Consider the following 16,996-nt stretch of genomic DNA (forward strand, 5'->3'; position numbering starts at 1 on the left):
TGAGCGAGAGGCGTTTATGAGCTTTCTGAACAAGTTCAAGAATCTGGGCCAGCGCAAGTCGCAGGACGATCCTGCAGACGACCTGCCGTTCGACGACGCCTATCCGATGGCCGAGGATCTCGTGGTCGGGGGGCACGACGGCAGTGCCGCGCTCGACACGACGGCGATGTCGCCGCCGCCGGCCTTGCACGACGACTCTTCGATCATTTCCGAATCGGCGCCGTCGGAGTTGGGCGATGGGTTCAGCGAGACGCGCGTCGAGAACAGCGGCGGCCTGGCGGCCGTGGGCGCAGCGCTCCCTCTGATCGGCGGCCTGTCGATCGGCAGCCAGCAACGGGTGCTGGGCGGCATGCTGTTCGTCGGCCTGCTTGGTCTGGTGGTGGTCACCGTTGCCGCGCTGACCTCTGCCGATCGCAGCGCCGGTCAGGTGGCCGCGACCGGCGACGTGCTCATGCAGTCGCAGCGGCTCGCGAAGTCGGTTTCGCAGGCCCTGATCGGCAACGATGCGGCTTTCCCCGAGGTGAAGGAGAGCGCCGGCGTCCTGGCCATGGCGTCGCGCGGACTGCAGGGAGGCAACGAGATGGTCAGTGCGGCCCCGGCTGGCGTGCAACCGCTGATCGAGCCACTGATGCCGTTGATCGACAAGGCCGAGAAGAACTCCAACACCGTGCTGGCGCAGCAGCTGACATTGACGCAGGTGGGGAAGGCGCTGCGTGGCATCAACCGGCAGTCGTCCGACCTGCTGGAGATCGCCGAGACGGTGTCGTCGCTGAAACTGCAGCAGGACGCCTCGCCGTCCGAACTGTCGGCCGTGGGGCAGCTGGTGATGCTCACGCAGCGCATCGGCAAGTCGGCCAACGAGTTCCTCACCGTCGAGGGGGTGTCGCCCGAGGCGGTGTTCCTGCTCGGCAAGGATCTGAACTCGTTCAAGGAGATCGCCCAGGGGCTGCTCGACGGCAACGCCGAGCTGCGGCTGCCGGGGACCCGCGACGCCGCGACACGCGAACGCCTGCAGGCGCTGCTGAAGCAGTTCGAGGAGACGCGCACGCTGGCCGGCTCCATCCTGGGCAATCTGCAGGGCCTGGTTGCAGCACGCGAAGCGCAGTCGTCGATCCTGGCCGACAGCGAGCCGTTGCGGGTCGGGTTCCAGGCCGTTCAGGCCCAGTTGCAAGGTCGGACCGGGCTGGGTGCCTTCAACCTGCTGGTGATCGTGGTCTCGGTGCTGCTGGCCCTGGCCGGCATCGCCGGTCTGCTGTATGTCTACCTGCAGGACCAGCGCCAGCGCGCCGCGGTCGCCAACCTGCAGCGCGAGGAAGCGGAACGGCAGGAACAGGAAGCCAAGCGCGTCAACGATGCCAACCAGGCGGCGATTCTGAGGCTGATGAATGAACTGCAGACGGTCGCCGAAGGTGACCTGACGCAGCAGGCCACCGTGACCGAGGACATCACCGGCGCCATCGCCGACTCGGTGAACTACACAGTCGAAGAGCTGCGCACCCTGGTGTCGCAGGTGCAGGGCTCGGTGTCCCGGATGACGGAGACCACGACACAGGTCGAAGCGACGTCCACCGAACTGCTGGCGGCCTCCGACGAACAGCTGCGCGAGATCCGCGAGACCGGCGAATCGGTGCTGCAGATGGCCGGCCGCATCAATGACGTGTCGGCGCAGGCCACGCAGTCGGCCCAGGTCGCGCGGCAGTCGCTGATGGCGGCCGAGTCCGGCCTGCAGGCGGTGCAGAACGCGATCGGCGGCATGAACACGCTGCGCGACCAGATCCAGGACACGTCCAAGCGCATCAAGCGGCTCGGTGAAAGCTCGCAGGAGATCGGCGAGATCACCGAGCTGATCTCCGACATCACCGAGCAGACCAACGTGCTGGCGCTGAACGCCGCCATCCAGGCTGCCTCGGCTGGTGAAGCGGGGCGCGGCTTCTCGGTCGTTGCAGAGGAAGTGCAGCGGCTGGCCGAACGCTCGGGCGACGCGACCAAGCAGATCGCCGCGCTGGTGAAGACCATTCAGACCGACACGCAGGACGCGGTGGCGGCCATGGAGCGGTCGACGCAGGGGGTCGTCGAGGGCGCCAAGCTGTCCGACAACGCCGGTACCGCACTGGGCGAGATCGACCGCGTGTCGCGCCAGCTCGCGGAGCTGATCGAGGCGATCTCGGCCGAAGCCTCTCGCGAGGCACAGTCCGCCAACATCGTGGCGGCCAACATCCAGCACATCTTCGCGGTGACCGAGCAGACCGGCGATGGCACCCGCTCGACCGCGCAACTGGTGCGGGAACTGTCGCGCACGGCCGAAGAGCTGAAGGCCTCGGTCGCGCGGTTCAAGATCGACTGAAGCGGCGCGGCAGCTTCTTCGTCGCACAGCGCAGACCCGTCACCGGACCGAGCAGCGGATGGACAGCCCACACGACACCCTCGACGACGTCAGTGCCCTGGCCTGGGTTCAGGAGGAACTGCGCAAGTCGCTCGACACCGCGCACAAGGCGCTTCGCCGCACGCTGAAGGAAACCGAATCCACGTTTGAGTCCGACCTCGACGATGTCGAACCGACTCAGCTGCGCACAGCGCGGCAGCAGATCCACCAGGGCGTCGGCGTGCTCGAACTGGTTGGTCTGCCGGCGGGTGCCGCGCTGCTGCGTGGCAGCGAAGCCGCAGTCCAGCGCTACATCTCCAAGCCCCACAAGCTCGACCTGGCGGCGGTCGAGACCATCGAGCGCGCTTCGTTCGCGCTGCATGATTTCCTGGCGCGCCGACTCGCCGGCAAGCCGGTTTCCTCGGTAGCGCTGTTCCCGCAGTACCGCGCGGTCCAGGAGCTGGCCGGCGCCGAGCGCATCCACCCGGCCGACCTGTGGCCTCAGGACTGGCAATGGCACGTGGTGCCCGCCGAGCCCGGCGTTGCGCCGCGGGGTGCCGATGCGGCCATCGTCGCCGAGTTCGAATCGCAAGTTCTCACGCTGATGCGCAAGCCGGGCGTCGACGTGACGCAGCGCCTGAGCGACCTGAGTGCGGGGCTCGCGGTCGGCTCGGAGCAGTCGCAGACCAGGACCCTGTGGCAGCTGGCGGCCGCCTTTTCGAGGCGCAGTCCGTCGGGTTGCTGGTGCCCGACGTCTATGCCAAGCGCATGACCTCGCGCCTGCTCGCCCAGCTGCGCAGCCAGCAGCGTGGTGATCTGGCGGCCGGCGAGCGGCTCGCGCGCGACCTGCACTTCTTCTGCACACAGGCTGCAGCGCCCGCCATCGGGGAGGCACCGCGCCTGCAGGCGGTGCGCAGCACCTACCCGGCCACGCGCGAGGCCGTGCCATCCGACTACAACGCCGTCCAGCTAGGCCGCTACGACCCAGCTTGGATCGCACAGGCCCGCAAGCGGGTCGCCACGGCGAAGGATTCCTGGTCGGCAGTGGCGGGGGGCGAAATGCACCGGCTGCCCGGCCTGAACGAGCAGTTCGCGCTGGTGGCCGACTCGCTCAAGCGGCTGGTGCCGAGTGGCGACCAGCTCGGTGATGCCCTGTTGCGTGCAGTCGGCTCGTCCGTACAAGCCGGCACGGTGCCGCCGCCGGCGCTGGCCATGGAGACGGCCACCAGCGTGCTCTATCTCGAGGCCGCGCTCGAGGACGGCGCGTTCGACCAGCCCGAGCAGGCCGAGCGCGTCCAGCGCCTCGCGCAGCGCGTCGACGCAGTGCTCGAAGGCGCAGCGCCCGAGCCCCTCGAGACCTGGATGGAGGAGCTCTACCGTCGGGTGTCCGATCGCCAGACGATGGGTAGCGTGGTCCAGGAGCTGCGCGCGTCGCTGTCCGAATCCGAAAAACTGATCGACCAGTTCTTCCGTGCACCGACCGATCCGGCCGTGCTGATGCCTGTGCCCGCGCAGCTGCAGGCGATGCGTGGCGTGATGTCGGTGCTCGGCCTCGACCAGGCGACCCACGCCGTGCTGCGCATGCGCGACGACGTCGACACCCTGGTGTCGGCGGGCGACCAGGCGCGCCACGAGCAGCCGCTGTTCGAGCGCCTCGCCGGCAATCTCAGCGCGCTGAGCTTCATGATCGACCTGCTGGGCGTGCAGCCGCAGGTGGCGAAGTCGCTGTTCCGCTTCGATGCCGCCAGCGGTCTGCTGAGCTCGCAGCTCGGCCGACACAGTACGCCGCTCGAAGACGCCGCCGCACCGCGGCTCGAGCCGTCGCTGATCGCCCAGGCGCAGACGCTGTCGAGCGCGGCCACCGAAACGATGCCGCTGGCCGAGGTCTCGCGCGAGCTCGAGCGCCTTGCGCTGCAACCGGACGTGGCGGCGCAGCCTGATCTGGTGGCCAGCTTGTCGAGCGCGCAGGCGGCGCTCGACCGGGCCGAGGCACCGTTCGCTCAGCGCGAGACCGAGGCCCGCGTGCGAGAGCAGGTGGTTGGTGCCCTGGCCGAGTTCGTCTCGACGGCGTCCGACCCGATCGGCCTCGATGCCGTACCGGTGTCGAGCCGTATGCCGCTGATGTCGTTGACGCCAGCGGCGCCGGTGCAGCAGACCGGACTCGAGGGCGACGACGAGATGCGCGAGATCTTCCTCGAGGAAGCGCGCGAGGTCCTGGACACCGCGCGCTCGGCACTCGCCGCCTTGAGCGACAGTCCCGGCGATGTGGAGCAGCTCACCACGGTGCGGCGGTCCTTCCACACCTTCAAGGGCAGTTCGCGTATGGTCGGCCTGCGCGAGTTCGGCGAGGCGTCCTGGGCTTGTGAGCAGCTCTACAACGACCTGCTGGCCAGCCAGCAGCCCGCGAGTGACGACCTGCTGCGCACGACCGGCGACGCCCTCGATCACCTGGGCCACTGGGTCGAGGCCATCGCCCGCGGGGACACCGCAGGCTGGCACAGCGCCCCACTGCGCCAGTCCGCCGACGCCATGCGGCTCGAGGGACGTTACCTGAACCTGGCGGTCTCCGGCGCACCGGCGGCCCCGACGGCGCCGTTGCCGGTGCCGCCCGGTTTTGTGCTGCCGCCGGCCAGCGACCTCGATCTGCCGGCCCCCACGGTCTCGGCAACCGAAAAGGCCGAAGAGCCCATGCCGGTCCCGGGCCTGGACTTCACCTTCGACCTGGGCGATGCCTTGCCTGCGGCGGAGCCGCCTGCCATTGCCGCGACGGCTTGCCGACGATCGAAGGCCTGGAGGCTCTCGACTCCGCGCCGGCCTTCGAGCACGCTGCGACCGAGCCGCTGCCGCTCGAGGAGTTGCCGTCGGCCGCGCCGGTCCTGGAGTCCATCACCACCTTCGATCTCGAGGTGCCGGAGCTGGCCGAAGACGTCGTTGCCGATCCGGCCGCCGAAACACCGGCACTGATCGAGCCGCTGCTGCCCAGCGCCGAAGTGTTGCAGTCCCTCGAGCCGTTGCCGGGCGTGATGGCCCGGGAGGACGGCACCCCGGCCGTTCCGTTCGACGACGTTGCGGACTCCGACACCATGCCCTTCGAGTCGGGCGACATCGTGGTCGCCCTGGAGCCGTCGCGTGCGGGCGAGCTGTCGCCCACGGTCGATGGGCCGGTCGAGGGCGCAGAGGATCGCGATGAGTCGACCGACGCGACCACCGTCGGCGAGCCGACCAGCGAGCAGGTCAAGATCGTCGGGCCGCTGCAGATCGGCATCCCGCTGTTCAACATCTACCTGAACGAGGCCGACGAGCTGTCACGTCGACTCGGGACCGAGCTGTCCGAATGGGCGCATGAGTTGCACCGCCCGGTGGGCGAGTCGGCCATCTCGCTGGCGCACTCGTTGGCCGGCAGTTCCGCCACCGTCGGTTTCGGCGACCTGTCGTTGCTGGCGCGGCAGCTCGAGCACGCGCTGGTGCATTCTCAGGCGTTGGGCGGCGGGACCAGCGCCGATGCGCAGCTGTATGTAGATGTCGCCGATGAAGTGCGCCGCCTGCTGCACCAGTTCGCCGCCGGATTCCTCAAGTCGCCCAGCGCGGAGCTGCTCGATCGTCTGGCCTTGCACGAGCTCGACCTCGTGCGGCGTGTCGAGGTGCAAGCCAATGCGCCGCAGGACACTGCATCCGGCGCCGCGATCGAGGTGCCGGGATCCGCAGTGATGGGCATCGAACCCGTCGCCGACGCGCCGGCGGCTCCTGCAGCCATCGTTGACCTGGGGCAGGCCGAGTTCAAGGCTTTGGCGCCGCTGCCCGTCGAGCCGCAGCGGGCCGCTCGCATGGCAGCGCTCGACAGCGACGAGGACATCGACGCTGTCGACGCGGTCGACGCCGACCTGTTCCCGTTCTTCGAGGAAGAGGCGCAGGAGCTGCTGCCCGAGTTGGCGGCCCACCTGCGAGCCTGGACGCAGCAGCCGCACGAGGTGTCGCATGCCGCGGCGGCGATGCGGACCCTGCACACCCTCAAGGGCGGCGCTCGCCTCGCCGGCGCGATGCGCCTGGGCGAACTGGCGCACCGTCTCGAGACCGCGATCGAACATCTGCTGGCGCGCGATGCGGCGAGTGAGCACGAGGTCGATCAACTGCTCGGCCGTGCCGACGGTCTCAATGCGACGTTCGAGGCCTTGTGCCAGCGCGATGCGCAGGCCTATGCGGCCGCGCAGGAGGCCGTGCAGCCGCTGATCGACACACCGGAAGCGCCGGTGGTGACCACCGCCTGGCCGCCGCTCGACGAGAGTGCCGTGCTGGACGCGACCGCGATCGAGCTGCCACCGGGCCTGGCTGAGGAATTGCTCGCAACGCCGGAGCCTGCCGCGGAAGCGTCGGCGGTCCCGCCGGGGCCGGCGATCGACTGGGCACGCTTTGCGCAGGAGGCAGACGTGCCGATGGCAGTGGTGGCCGAGAAGGCCATCCCGCTGGCGTCGGTTGCAGCGGTGCGGGTGCGCACCCAGTTGCTCGATCGCATGGTCAACGAGGCGGGCGAAGTGAGCATCGCCCGAGCACGCCTGGAATCTCAGGTCGGGCAGATCAAGAATTCTCTCGGCGACCTGACCGACAACCTCGAGCGCCTGCGCGGCCAGCTGCGCGACATCGAGTTGCAGGCCGAAACGCAGATGAGCACGCGCATGGAGGCGGCCAAGGCCGCCGCGCAGTCGTTCGACCCGCTGGAGTTCGACCGTTTCACGCGCTTCCAGGAGCTGACGCGGATGATGGCCGAGTCGGTCAACGACGTGGCCACCGTGCAGCGCACCTTGCAACGCACGCTGGAAACGGCGGAGGACGAACTGGCCGCCCAGGCGCGCCTGACCCGCGACCTGCAGGACGACCTGCTGCGCACGCGCATGGTCGAGTTCGAGGGGCTGTCCGACCGCCTCTACCGTGTCGTGCGCCAGGCTGCCAAGGAAACCGGCAAGCAGGTGCGGCTCGACATTGTCGGTGGGTCGATCGAAGTCGACCGCGGCGTGCTGGACCGCATGACCGGTGCCTTCGAGCACCTGCTGCGCAACTGCATCACGCATGGCATCGAGCCACCCGAGCAGCGCGTGGCGGCCGGCAAGGACCCGATCGGGACCGTCGTCGTGTCGCTGCACCAGGAGGGCAATGAAGTCAGCGTGGAGTTCCGCGACGACGGCGCGGGCCTGAATCTGCCGCGGATCCGCGACAAGGCCGCGTCCATGGGACTGATCGACCCTCATGCGCCGCACAGCGATGCGGAGCTCGCGAACCTGATCTTCACGCCTGGCTTCACCACGGCCGAAAAGGTGACCGAGTTGTCCGGCCGTGGCGTCGGCATGGACGTGGTGCGTGCCGAGGTCAACGCGGTCGGCGGCCGGATCGAGACGGCCAGCGCCGCGGGCCAGGGCGCCAGTTTCAGGCTGATCCTGCCGCTCACCACCGCCGTGACCCAGGTCGTGATGTTGCGCAGCGGCAATGCGACGGTGGCGATCCCGGCCACGCTGGTCGAGCTGGTCCGACGCGCCAACACCGACGAGTTGGCCGCGGCCTATGCCTCGGGCAGCTACCCGTACGCCGGCCACTCGCTGCCGTTCTTCTGGCTCGGCGCGCTGCTGCAGCTCAGCCGGCGGGGCACCGAACTGGTGGGCCGCTCGCTGCCGGTCGTCGTCGTGCGTTCGGCGCAGCAGCGCGTTGCGTTGCACGTCGACGAGGTGCTGGGCAATCAGGAAGTCGTGGTCAAGAACCTCGGCCCGCAACTGTCGCGCCTGCCAGGGCTGGCGGGCATGACGCTGCTCGCGTCCGGCGTGGTGTCGTTGATCTACAACCCGGTGGCGCTCGCCACGGTGTACGGTGACGTGGCACGCCAGGCAATGGCGTCGCACGAGGCGAGCGATGTGCCGGACCTGACCGAGGCCACCGCACCGGCCGCGAAGGCGGCGCCGCTGGTGCTGGTGGTCGACGATTCGCTCACGGTGCGGCGCGTCACGCAGCGCCTGCTGGTGCGCGAAGGCTACCGTGTGTTGCTGGCGAAGGACGGCCTCGAAGCGCTCGAGCGCCTGGCGGAAGAGCGCCCGTCGGTGGTGTTGTCCGACATCGAGATGCCACGGATGGATGGCTTCGACCTGGTGCGCAACATCCGCGCCGATGCCCAGCTCGCGGCGCTGCCGGTCATCATGATCACTTCGCGTATCGCCCAAAAGCACCGCGATTACGCATCGCAGCTCGGTGTGAATCACTACCTGGGCAAGCCCTACAGCGAGGAAGAGCTGCTGGCGTTGATCGGCCGCTATTGCACGATGCCGCTGGCAGAGGCCTGAAGGCTCAACCTGCCGGCGCCCCCGAGGCGCCGGCAAAGTCCTGCTGGCGCCAGGCCTCGAACACCGCCACGGCCACCGCGTTCGACAGATTGAGGCTGCGCTGGCCGGCGCGCATCGGCAGCCGCACGCGCTGCGCGGCCGGGAAGCGGTCGCGCAGCGTCGGGTCGAGCCCGCGGGTCTCGCAGCCGAACACCAGCCAATCGCCAGCCTGCCACGGCACTTCGGTCAGCGGTCGGCTGCCCCGGGTCGTGAAGGCGAACAGCCGCTGAGGATCGGGTTGCTCCGCCACAAGCAGTGCCTCCCAGCTCGCGTGGCGTCGTACCGCGGCGTGCTCGTGGTAATCGAGTCCGGCGCGTTGCAGCAGCTTGTCTTCCATCGAGAAGCCCAGCGGCTCCACCAGGTGCAGCGTGCAGCCGGTGTTGGCCGCGAGCCGGATCACGTTGCCGGTGTTCGGTGGGATCTCGGGTTCGACGAGGACGATATGGAACATGGCGAATGGGGAGAGGGCAGATGCATTGTCGGCGCTGCGTCCGGCTCAGTCCGGTGTGCGTGCCACCACCCAGACCTGGACCGAGGCCGCGCCGGCCGCGTACAGCACGCGTGTGAGTTCTGCAGCGGTCGCGCCGGTCGTCATCACGTCATCGACCAGCGCGACGTGGCGGTCACGCAGCGCCGCCAGGGCCAACGGTTCGACGGCAAACGCGCCGCGCAGGTTGGTGAGGCGCGCCGCGCGAGGGAGTGCTGTCTGGTGCGGTGTGTCGCTCGTACGCAGCAGCCACTGCGGTTCGGTGCGGAGGTCCAGTCGGCGCGCCAGCTGCCGGCCCAGCAACGCCGCCTGGTTGTAGCCGCGCTCGCGCAGGCGCGCAGCGGCCAGCGGCACCGGCAACAGCAACTCGACTGGCGGCGACGGTGTGCGCCGCTGCAAGGCGAGCGCCAGGCGTTGCGCCAGTGGCGCGGCCAGGTCGATCGCATCGTGGAACTTGAGCGCGTTCAGCAGGCCATCCCACGGGTAGGCGTAGTCGCAGGCCACGACGGCCCGCGACCAGGGAGGCGGGTTTCGCAGGCAGCTGCCGCAGACGGTCACGCCGTCGGGGCGCTGCAAGGCACAGCGTTCGCAGCGTGGCACGTTCGGTGCGAACCGCGTCAGGCAGTCATCGCAGATGCGCGCCGCCGCGCCCCGCGTGCCCGCATGGCAGACCGCGCAGCGGTTCGGCCAGCGGTCGAACATCGCGCGACCCGCGCGGATCAACTCTCGTGGTGAAGTGGCGCCAGCGAGCATGGTCGACTCAATATACTGCCGCGTCCCATGGACTCCACTCCCCAGCCTGCCGCTTCGACGCCCGGCCCGCAGCCGGCTGCGGTGCAGGCGTACCTGCGGCGCGCGGCACGCATGTCCTCGGCACCCTGGCTGCATGGTGAAATTGCGCGCCGCATGGCCGAGCGGCTGTCCATCGTGAAGGCGACCCCGGCCGTGGTGATCGACTGGTGGTCGGCGCAGGGGGGGGGCGTCCGCCCTGCGCGCGCAGTACCCGCGGGCACGCATCGAGGCGGTGGAGCCGAACGAAGGACTGACGCAGCGCAGTGCGCGCACCGCGCGCCGACCGTGGTGGCCGCCGAAGCGCTGGATGCAGCCGACGATGCCGGTCTGGACCGAGCATGAGGCTCCCAGCGATGCGCGGGCTCAGCTCCTGTGGTCCAACATGATGCTGCACTGGGCTGCCGACCCTGTGCGGCTGTTCGAGCGATGGCGCGAAGCCTTGGCCGTCGATGGCTTCGTGATGTTCTCGTGCTTCGGCCCGGACACCCTGCGCGAACTGCGCGGTCTGTACCGGCGACTGGGTTGGCCCGACGCTGGCCACGCCTTCATCGACATGCACGATCTGGGCGATGCGATGGTGCGTGCCGGCTTCGCCGATCCGGTGATGGACATGGAGCCGCTGACGCTGACCTGGGCCGATGCCTCGACGGCGCTGGCGGAACTGCGAACGCTCGGCGGCAATGCCGCGGCACAGCGCCACGCGGGCCTGCGCACGCCGCGCTGGCGGACCCGGTTGCTGGCGGAACTCGAATCGGTACTCACCGGACCGGATGGGCGACTGCAGCTGAGCTTCGAGATCGTCTACGGCCACGCATTTCGACCGTTGCCGCGTGTCCGGATCGCCGCGGAGACGCGTATCTCGGCTGAGACCTTGCGCAGTCTCGCGCGTGCCGGCGGCAAATCGGCAAGTGATGCTTGAGGCTGTGTCGGGCGCTGGGATAAACTGCGCGCCGGTGTGAAGTGCGGGGGTATGGTCTCCCGAGCTTCCCACACGGTAGGTGATCAGGATCGGTAGCAGCATGTCAGCGCCTTTCGCACCGGACCGGCCCGAGGCACACCTGAAATTCGGTCAGGTCCATGCTGCTCCGGCCGAATCCCGCGGCGGCGCCGCGGTGTCGGTGGAATGGAGCCTCAAGCGCAATTGCTCCTTCTCGCCCGCGCAGTTGCTGTCGGTTTATGCATCGCTGTGCGTGATCTCGTTGGGAATCGCGACATGCTTCTGGTTGGGCGGCGCCACGCTGGTGATGCCGTTCGCGTGGGTGGAGTTGTTTCTGGTCGGTCTGGCCTTGCTGGTGTATGCCAGGCATGCCGCTGACCGGGAACTCATCACTCTGTTGCCGGGGCGTCTGGTCGTGGAGCATCTCAACGGAGGGCGCATCGAGCGTGCCGAGTTCGTTCCGGACTGGGTGCGGGTGGAACCGCGGGACGATGACCGGTCATTGATCGAGTTGTCGGGACAGGGCCGGGTGATCGCGGTCGGGCGCTATGTGCGGCCCGAACTGCGGCGGGCGCTGGCCGAAGAATTTCGCACGGCCCTGCGGCAGATGCCGGGGGGTGGTGGCCGGCGGGCGTCGCGAGCGACACTGCCTGAGACGGTTTTGTTTGGAAGTGAGCACGATGAAGACGATCAACGCCCTTAGCAACGCCGCGAGCGCCCTCCGACGGCAGGCCATGGCGACCGGTCTTGGACTGGCGGCCACGCTGTACACGACGGCGGCTCTGGCCGTCAACGACCTGCCGGGCGGTCCGGCCGTGAATCAGCTCGACCTGCACCCGCCGGTGACGCGCATTGCGGCTGAACAGCAATGGCTGCACTACTTCATGCTCGTGATCTGCATGGTCATCTTCGTCGCCGTGTTCGGCGTCATGTTCTATTCGATCTTCAAGCACCGTCGCTCCAAGGGGGCGAAGCCGGCCAACTTCCACGAATCGACCACGGTCGAGATCATCTGGACCGTCGTGCCGTTCTTCATCGTGATCCTGATGGCGCTGCCCGCCACCAAGGTCGTGGTCGCGATGAAGGACACCACCAACGCCGACCTGACCATCAAGGCCACCGGCTACCAGTGGAAGTGGGGCTACGACTACCTCAAGGGTGAGGGTGAGGGGATCGCCTTCGTCTCCACGCTCGATACCTCGCATCGCCTGATGTCGGACAGCGGCAAGCCCGAACCGACCGACGACTACCTGCTCAAGGTCGACAACCCGCTGGTGGTGCCTGTCGACAAGAAGGTGCGCATCATCACCACTGCCAACGACGTGATCCACGCCTTCATGGTGCCGGCCTTCGGCATCAAGCAGGATGCGATCCCCGGCTTCGTGCGCGACACCTGGTTCCGCGCCGAGAAGACCGGTGACTTCTACGGCCAGTGCGCCGAACTTTGCGGCAAGGAGCACGCCTACATGCCGATCCACGTGAAGGTGCTGTCGCAGGCCGACTACGCGGTGTGGGTGGAAGGCGAGAAGAAGAAGCTGGCCGCCAAAGCCGACGATCCGGCCAAGGTCTGGGAACTGCCCGAACTCGTGGCCCGCGGCGAGAAGGTCTACGCTGCCAACTGCGCTGCCTGCCACCAGGCGAGCGGCAAGGGCGCGGGCGCGATCAAGCCGATCGACGGTGCCGCCGTGGTGCTCGATGCCGACAAGACCAAGCAGATCGCGATCCTGCTCAATGGCCAGAACAATGGTGCGATGCCGGCCTGGAAGCACCTGTCGGACACGGAGATCGCCGCCGTCATCACCTACACCAAGAACCACTGGTCGAACGCGACCGGTCAGATCGTGCAGCCGGCCGACGTGCTCGCCGCTCGCAAGTAAGCCCCGGTTTCGGAAAGAGGATAGCCCCATGAGTGCAGTTCTTGATCATCACGGCGACCACGCGCACGACCACGCGCACGAGCATCCCCACGGCTGGCGGCGTTGGCTGTTCGCTACCAACCACAAGGACATCGGAACGCTGTACCTGCTGTTCTCGCTGACCATGCTGATGATCGGCGGCGTGCTGGCGCTCGGCATCCGTGCCGAGCTGTTCCAGCCCGGTCTGCAGGTGGTGAATCCGGAGCTGTTCAACCAGCTCACCACGATGCACGGCCTGATCATGGTGTTCGGCGCCATCATGCCGGCCTTCGTGGGCTTCGCGAACTGGATGATCCCGCTGCAGGTCGGCGCGGCCGACATGGCCTTCGCGCGGATGAACAACTTCAGCTTCTGGCTGCTGATCCCGGCCGCGCTGATGCTGGTCGGCTCGTTCTTCATGCCGGGCGGCGCCCCGGCCGCCGGCTGGACGCTCTATGCACCGCTGACGCTGCAGATGGGCCCGTCGATGGATGCCGGCATCTTCGCGATGCACATCATGGGCGCGAGCTCGATCATGGGCTCGATCAACATCATCGTCACCATCCTCAACATGCGCGCGCCCGGCATGACGCTGATGAAGATGCCGCTGTTCTGCTGGACGTGGCTGATCACCGCCTACCTGCTGATCGCGGTGATGCCAGTGCTGGCTGGCGCGATCACGATGACGCTGACCGATCGCCACTTCGGTACGAGCTTCTTCAACCCCGCTGGCGGCGGCGACCCGGTGATGTACCAGCACATCTTCTGGTTCTTCGGCCACCCTGAGGTCTACATCATGATCCTGCCGGCGTTCGGCATCGTGAGCGCCATCATCCCGGCCTTCGCCCGCAAGCGCCTGTTCGGCTACACCTCGATGGTGTACGCCACTTCATCGATCGCGATCCTGTCGTTCATCGTCTGGGCGCACCACATGTTCACCACCGGCATGCCGGTGACGGGGCAGCTGTTCTTCATGTACGCGACGATGCTGATCGCCATCCCCACCGGGGTGAAGGTGTTCAACTGGATCGCCACCATGTGGCGCGGCTCGATGACCTTCGAGACGCCGATGCTGTTCGCGGTGGGCTTCATTTTCGTGTTCACGATGGGCGGCTTCACCGGCCTGATCCTCGCCGTGGCGCCGGTGGACATCCAGCTGCAGGACACCTACTACGTCGTGGCCCACTTCCACTACGTGCTGGTGGCCGGCTCGCTGTACGCGATGTTCGCCGGCTACTATTACTGGAGCCCGAAGTGGACCGGGGTGATGTACTCGGAGACGCGCGGCAAGATCCATTTCTGGGGCTCGCTGATCTTCTTCAACGTCACCTTCTTCCCGATGCATTTCCTCGGGCTGGCGGGCATGCCGCGTCGCTACGCCGACTACCCGATGCAGTTCGCCGACTTCAATGCGCTCGCGACCGTCGGCGCCTTCGGCTTCGGGCTGATGCAGGTCTACTTCCTGTTCTTCATCGTCATCCCGGCGATGCGAGGCAAGGGTGAGCCGGCGCCGCAGAAGCCCTGGGAGGCCGCCGAGGGCCTGGAGTGGGAAGTGCCGTCGCCGGCTCCCTTCCACACGTTCGAGACGCCGCCCAAGCTCAACGCGTCGGCCACCAAGATCATCGGCTGACGGCTGGGCGGGAGCACGCGATGGCGATCACCCCCGAGCAACGCAAGCGCAACCTGCGCCTCGCGCTGATCCTGGCGTCGGTCGCGTTCGCGTTCCTGGCGGGCTTCGTGGTCAAGATCACGTTCCTTCACCACTGAGCATCGCCATGGCGACCCCCGATCGCGCCGCCGCCCGCAGCGACCGCCGTCTGGGCGGCGACAACCGGCACATGCTGTTCAAGCTTTCGGTCGTCGTGCTGGTGATGTTCGGCTTCGGCTATGGATTGGTGCCGATCTACAAGCACATCTGCGAGGCGCTCGGCATCAACGTGCTGTCGCTGTCGGAGCGCACGGTCAACGGTACGGGCGCGGTGAAGCCCGCCAACACGCAGGTGGACCTCAGCCGCAGCATCACGGTCGAGTTCGATGCCAATGCGCGCGGTCCCTGGGACTTCAAGCCGGCGGTGCGCTCGCTGGAGGTTCATCCGGGCGAGCTGACGACGGTGATGTACGAGTTCCGCAACGTCCAGAACCGCGCCATGGCGGCGCAGGCGATCCCGAGTTACGCCCCCAAGCAGGCGATGTCGCACTTCAACAAGCTGGAATGCTTCTGCTTCAACGAGTACCAGTTGCAGCCGGGGGAATCCAAGCAGTGGCCGGTCGTGTTCTACATCGACCCGAAGCTGCCGAAGGACGTGCGCACGATCACGCTCAGCTACACCTTCTTCGAGGTGGGCGGCAAGACGCCTGCGGCTCCGACCGGCCCCGTGGCGGCCTTGAAGGGCGGGGGCGGCGCTTTGAGCGGCTCGCAAGGCGACGCGGGGGCGACGCTGCGGCAGGCTTCGCGTCGCAAGGGCTCGTTCATGCGCACGGCGCGGGCCGTGGCGTGGTCGTTCTTCGGCGTCCGCAAGTCGTCCGAATACGAGCGTGACGTGAACGAGATCAATCCGCTGCACGTCGTGATCGCCGGGGTCGCCGGGGTGCTGCTGTTCATCGGCGCGCTGCTGGTGCTGGTGCGCTGGGTCATCGGCAGCGGTGTCGCGGCCTGAGCGGGCGGGTCGGAAAGATGGTCATGCAGACGAGAATGGGACTGATCGACGCGGTCCGCCGGCAGGCGGCCCGGATCGAGTCAGGCCAGCAAGACAGGCAAGAGTTCTGAGGAGAAAACATGTCGGCAGCAACCCACGGGCAGACGCCCTACTACTTCGTGCCGGGGCCCTCGCGGCACCCGATCATGGCCGCCATCGGCCTGTTGTTCGTGATCTTCGGCGCCGGCCAGTGGGTCAACGGCCATGGCTGGGGCGCTACGTGCTGCTGTTCGGGCTGCTGTGGTGGGCCTTCGTGCTGCAGCAGTGGTTCCGCCAGGCCATCGGCGAGAGCGAAGGTGGACAGTACAGCGATCGCATCGACGTGTCCTTCCGCTGGAGCATGAGCTGGTTCATCTTCTCGGAAGTGATGTTCTTCGCGGCCTTCTTCGGCGCGCTGTACTGGACGCGCGTGCATTCGGTGCCCAACCTGGGGGACCTCGAGAATGCACTGCTGTGGCCTGACTTCAAGGCGGTGTGGCCGAGCGTCGCCGCTGGCGCCACGGCCTCGCCGGCCGGTATCGTCGAGCCCTTCACGACGATGGGCCCGTTTTGGCTGCCGACGATCAACACCGCGCTGCTGCTCACCTCGGGCGTGACGCTGACCATTGCTCACCATGCCCTGCGCGAGAACCACCGCGGCAAGACCATCGCCTTCATGTGGCTGACCGTGTTGCTGGGTCTGACCTTCCTGTTCGTCCAGGGCTATGAATACCACCACGCCTACACCGAGCTGAACCTCAAGCTCAGCAGCGGTGTGTTCGGGTCGACCTTCTTCATGCTGACCGGCTTCCACGGCTTCCACGTGTTCGTCGGCATGCTGATGTTGCTGTTCATCACGATCCGGCTGATGAAGGGGCACTTCACACCGGAGCGTCATTTCGGTTTCGAGGGCGCTGCGTGGTACTGGCACTTCGTCGACGTGGTGTGGCTGGGCCTGTACGTGGTCGTCTACTGGATGTGAGCGATTGCCTGGCGCTGCCCGCCATGCCCGAGGCTGGGCGGAGGGCGCCGAGCGACGAGGTGAAAAGAGCGCCACAGGCGCTCTTTTCCTTTTACCGGATCAGCGCGGCGACAAGGGCAGGCCGGTCGGCTGGATCCAGCCAAACCGGTAGGCAACGAGGATGAACACGAACAAGGCCACCGACAGCCCGATCCGCCAAGCGAGCGCATGCAGCATGCGGTCTGTCTTGGGGGCGCCGTCACGGCCGTCCTTGAGCAGTGCGCGGCCGGCCGCAGCCAGGGCGAGCAGGATGGCGACGAAGGCCAGGATCACGATCCATTTCATCCGGCCACTGTATGGCATCCGGCCCGGGGCGGTGCGGTGAGCCCGGCGGCGCGCCGCTGGATCGTGCTGCTGGCCGCCGTCGCCGGCGTGGCGTTGACGGCACGTCTCGGTGCGTGGCAGCTGTCGCGTGCGGCCGAGAAGGAGGCGCTGCAGGCGAGCCTCGACACGCGGGGCGCGCTGCCGCCG

13 protein-coding genes and 3 pseudogenes are annotated in these 16,996 nt (G+C 67.8%); 13 read left to right on the forward strand and 3 right to left on the reverse strand.

Features of this window, described 5'->3' with window-relative positions:
• Positions 1-16 precede the first annotated feature (16 nt).
• From Y694_RS08475 to Y694_RS27100, 4 genes and pseudogenes are all read left to right on the forward strand, one after another.
• Positions 17-2,344, forward strand: a complete 2,328-nt coding sequence (locus Y694_RS08475) for a methyl-accepting chemotaxis protein (RefSeq protein WP_036231574.1) — start codon at positions 17-19, stop codon at positions 2,342-2,344.
• Positions 2,345-2,402: 58 nt separating this feature from the next.
• On the forward strand, positions 2,403-3,134 hold the full coding sequence (locus Y694_RS27090) for a hypothetical protein (protein ID WP_036231576.1): 732 nt from the start codon (positions 2,403-2,405) through the stop codon (positions 3,132-3,134).
• Between the two features lie 1,406 nt (positions 3,135-4,540).
• Positions 4,541-4,756: pseudogene (locus Y694_RS27095) on the forward strand (Hpt domain-containing protein); the annotation flags it as partial.
• 377 nt (positions 4,757-5,133) lie between these two features.
• The gene (locus tag Y694_RS27100; RefSeq protein ID WP_051495662.1) at positions 5,134-8,679 is read left to right on the forward strand and encodes a response regulator; all 3,546 of its coding nucleotides are present in this window, start codon (positions 5,134-5,136) and stop codon (positions 8,677-8,679) included.
• 4 nt (positions 8,680-8,683) lie between these two features.
• On the opposite strand, the gene Y694_RS08495 is transcribed toward Y694_RS27100, so the two are convergent.
• Positions 8,684-9,169 (reverse strand): tRNA (cytidine(34)-2'-O)-methyltransferase, encoded by a 486-nt coding sequence (locus Y694_RS08495; protein WP_011830761.1) that lies wholly within the window; start codon positions 9,167-9,169, stop codon positions 8,684-8,686.
• A 45-nt stretch (positions 9,170-9,214) separates the two neighbouring features.
• On the reverse strand, positions 9,215-9,958 hold the full coding sequence (locus tag Y694_RS08500) for a ComF family protein (protein ID WP_231497594.1): 744 nt from the start codon (positions 9,956-9,958) through the stop codon (positions 9,215-9,217).
• A gap of 271 nt (positions 9,959-10,229) precedes the next feature.
• Between Y694_RS08500 and Y694_RS08505 the strand changes: the two genes are divergently transcribed.
• The 8 genes and pseudogenes from Y694_RS08505 to Y694_RS08530 all read left to right on the forward strand — a co-directional run bounded on the left by Y694_RS08505 (position 10,230) and on the right by Y694_RS08530 (position 16,486).
• On the forward strand, positions 10,230-10,916 hold the full coding sequence (locus tag Y694_RS08505) for a biotin synthase (protein WP_231497595.1): 687 nt from the start codon (positions 10,230-10,232) through the stop codon (positions 10,914-10,916).
• A 100-nt stretch (positions 10,917-11,016) separates the two neighbouring features.
• The gene (locus Y694_RS08510) at positions 11,017-11,637 is read left to right on the forward strand and encodes a DUF2244 domain-containing protein (RefSeq protein ID WP_081771223.1); all 621 of its coding nucleotides are present in this window, start codon (positions 11,017-11,019) and stop codon (positions 11,635-11,637) included.
• Between the two features lie 31 nt (positions 11,638-11,668).
• Positions 11,669-12,811 carry a cytochrome c oxidase subunit II gene (gene coxB / locus Y694_RS08515; RefSeq protein ID WP_085984419.1) on the forward strand — a complete coding sequence of 381 codons (1,143 nt, stop codon included), beginning with the start codon at positions 11,669-11,671 and terminating at the stop codon, positions 12,809-12,811.
• Between the two features lie 28 nt (positions 12,812-12,839).
• Positions 12,840-14,459 (forward strand): cytochrome c oxidase subunit I, encoded by a 1,620-nt coding sequence (gene ctaD, locus Y694_RS08520; RefSeq protein WP_036231580.1) that lies wholly within the window; start codon positions 12,840-12,842, stop codon positions 14,457-14,459.
• Positions 14,460-14,479: 20 nt separating this feature from the next.
• On the forward strand, positions 14,480-14,596 hold the full coding sequence (locus Y694_RS25630) for a cytochrome oxidase small assembly protein (RefSeq protein WP_375136158.1): 117 nt from the start codon (positions 14,480-14,482) through the stop codon (positions 14,594-14,596).
• 8 nt (positions 14,597-14,604) lie between these two features.
• Positions 14,605-15,213 (forward strand): annotated as a pseudogene (locus Y694_RS25635) (cytochrome c oxidase assembly protein); the annotation flags it as partial.
• A gap of 87 nt (positions 15,214-15,300) precedes the next feature.
• On the forward strand, positions 15,301-15,486 hold the full coding sequence (locus tag Y694_RS25640) for a DUF2970 domain-containing protein (RefSeq protein ID WP_049820915.1): 186 nt from the start codon (positions 15,301-15,303) through the stop codon (positions 15,484-15,486).
• Between the two features lie 119 nt (positions 15,487-15,605).
• Positions 15,606-16,486: pseudogene (locus Y694_RS08530) on the forward strand (cytochrome c oxidase subunit 3).
• A gap of 99 nt (positions 16,487-16,585) precedes the next feature.
• Here Y694_RS08530 and Y694_RS08535 read toward each other — a convergent pair.
• The gene (locus Y694_RS08535) at positions 16,586-16,798 is read right to left on the reverse strand and encodes a DUF2909 domain-containing protein (protein WP_193373402.1); all 213 of its coding nucleotides are present in this window, start codon (positions 16,796-16,798) and stop codon (positions 16,586-16,588) included.
• Positions 16,799-16,897: 99 nt separating this feature from the next.
• On the opposite strand from Y694_RS08535, the gene Y694_RS26725 reads away from it, so the two are divergent.
• Positions 16,898-16,996, forward strand: a 99-nt coding sequence (locus Y694_RS26725) for an SURF1 family cytochrome oxidase biogenesis protein (RefSeq protein WP_310732220.1), incomplete at its 3' end; no start/stop codon positions are given.

It is taken from the genome of Methylibium sp. T29-B, assembly GCF_000576225.1.
GTDB lineage: Bacteria > Pseudomonadota > Gammaproteobacteria > Burkholderiales > Burkholderiaceae_C > Methylibium > Methylibium petroleiphilum.

What these genes read in the sequence shown, in the direction of transcription:
- Y694_RS08475 (WP_036231574.1), top strand. Translation starts at nt 17, where the DNA reads ATGAGCTTTCTGAACAAGTTCAAGAATCTGGGCCAGCGCAAGTCGCAG.
- Y694_RS27090 (WP_036231576.1), top strand. Translation starts at nt 2,403, where the DNA reads ATGGACAGCCCACACGACACCCTCGACGACGTCAGTGCCCTGGCCTGG.
- Y694_RS08495 (WP_011830761.1), bottom strand. Translation starts at nt 9,169, where the DNA reads ATGTTCCATATCGTCCTCGTCGAACCCGAGATCCCACCGAACACCGGC.
- Y694_RS08500 (WP_231497594.1), bottom strand. Translation starts at nt 9,958, where the DNA reads ATGCTCGCTGGCGCCACTTCACCACGAGAGTTGATCCGCGCGGGTCGC.
- Y694_RS08510 (WP_081771223.1), top strand. Translation starts at nt 11,017, where the DNA reads ATGTCAGCGCCTTTCGCACCGGACCGGCCCGAGGCACACCTGAAATTC.
- coxB (WP_085984419.1), top strand. Translation starts at nt 11,669, where the DNA reads ATGGCGACCGGTCTTGGACTGGCGGCCACGCTGTACACGACGGCGGCT.
- ctaD (WP_036231580.1), top strand. Translation starts at nt 12,840, where the DNA reads ATGAGTGCAGTTCTTGATCATCACGGCGACCACGCGCACGACCACGCG.
- Y694_RS25630 (WP_375136158.1), top strand. Translation starts at nt 14,480, where the DNA reads ATGGCGATCACCCCCGAGCAACGCAAGCGCAACCTGCGCCTCGCGCTG.
- Y694_RS25640 (WP_049820915.1), top strand. Translation starts at nt 15,301, where the DNA reads ATGCGCACGGCGCGGGCCGTGGCGTGGTCGTTCTTCGGCGTCCGCAAG.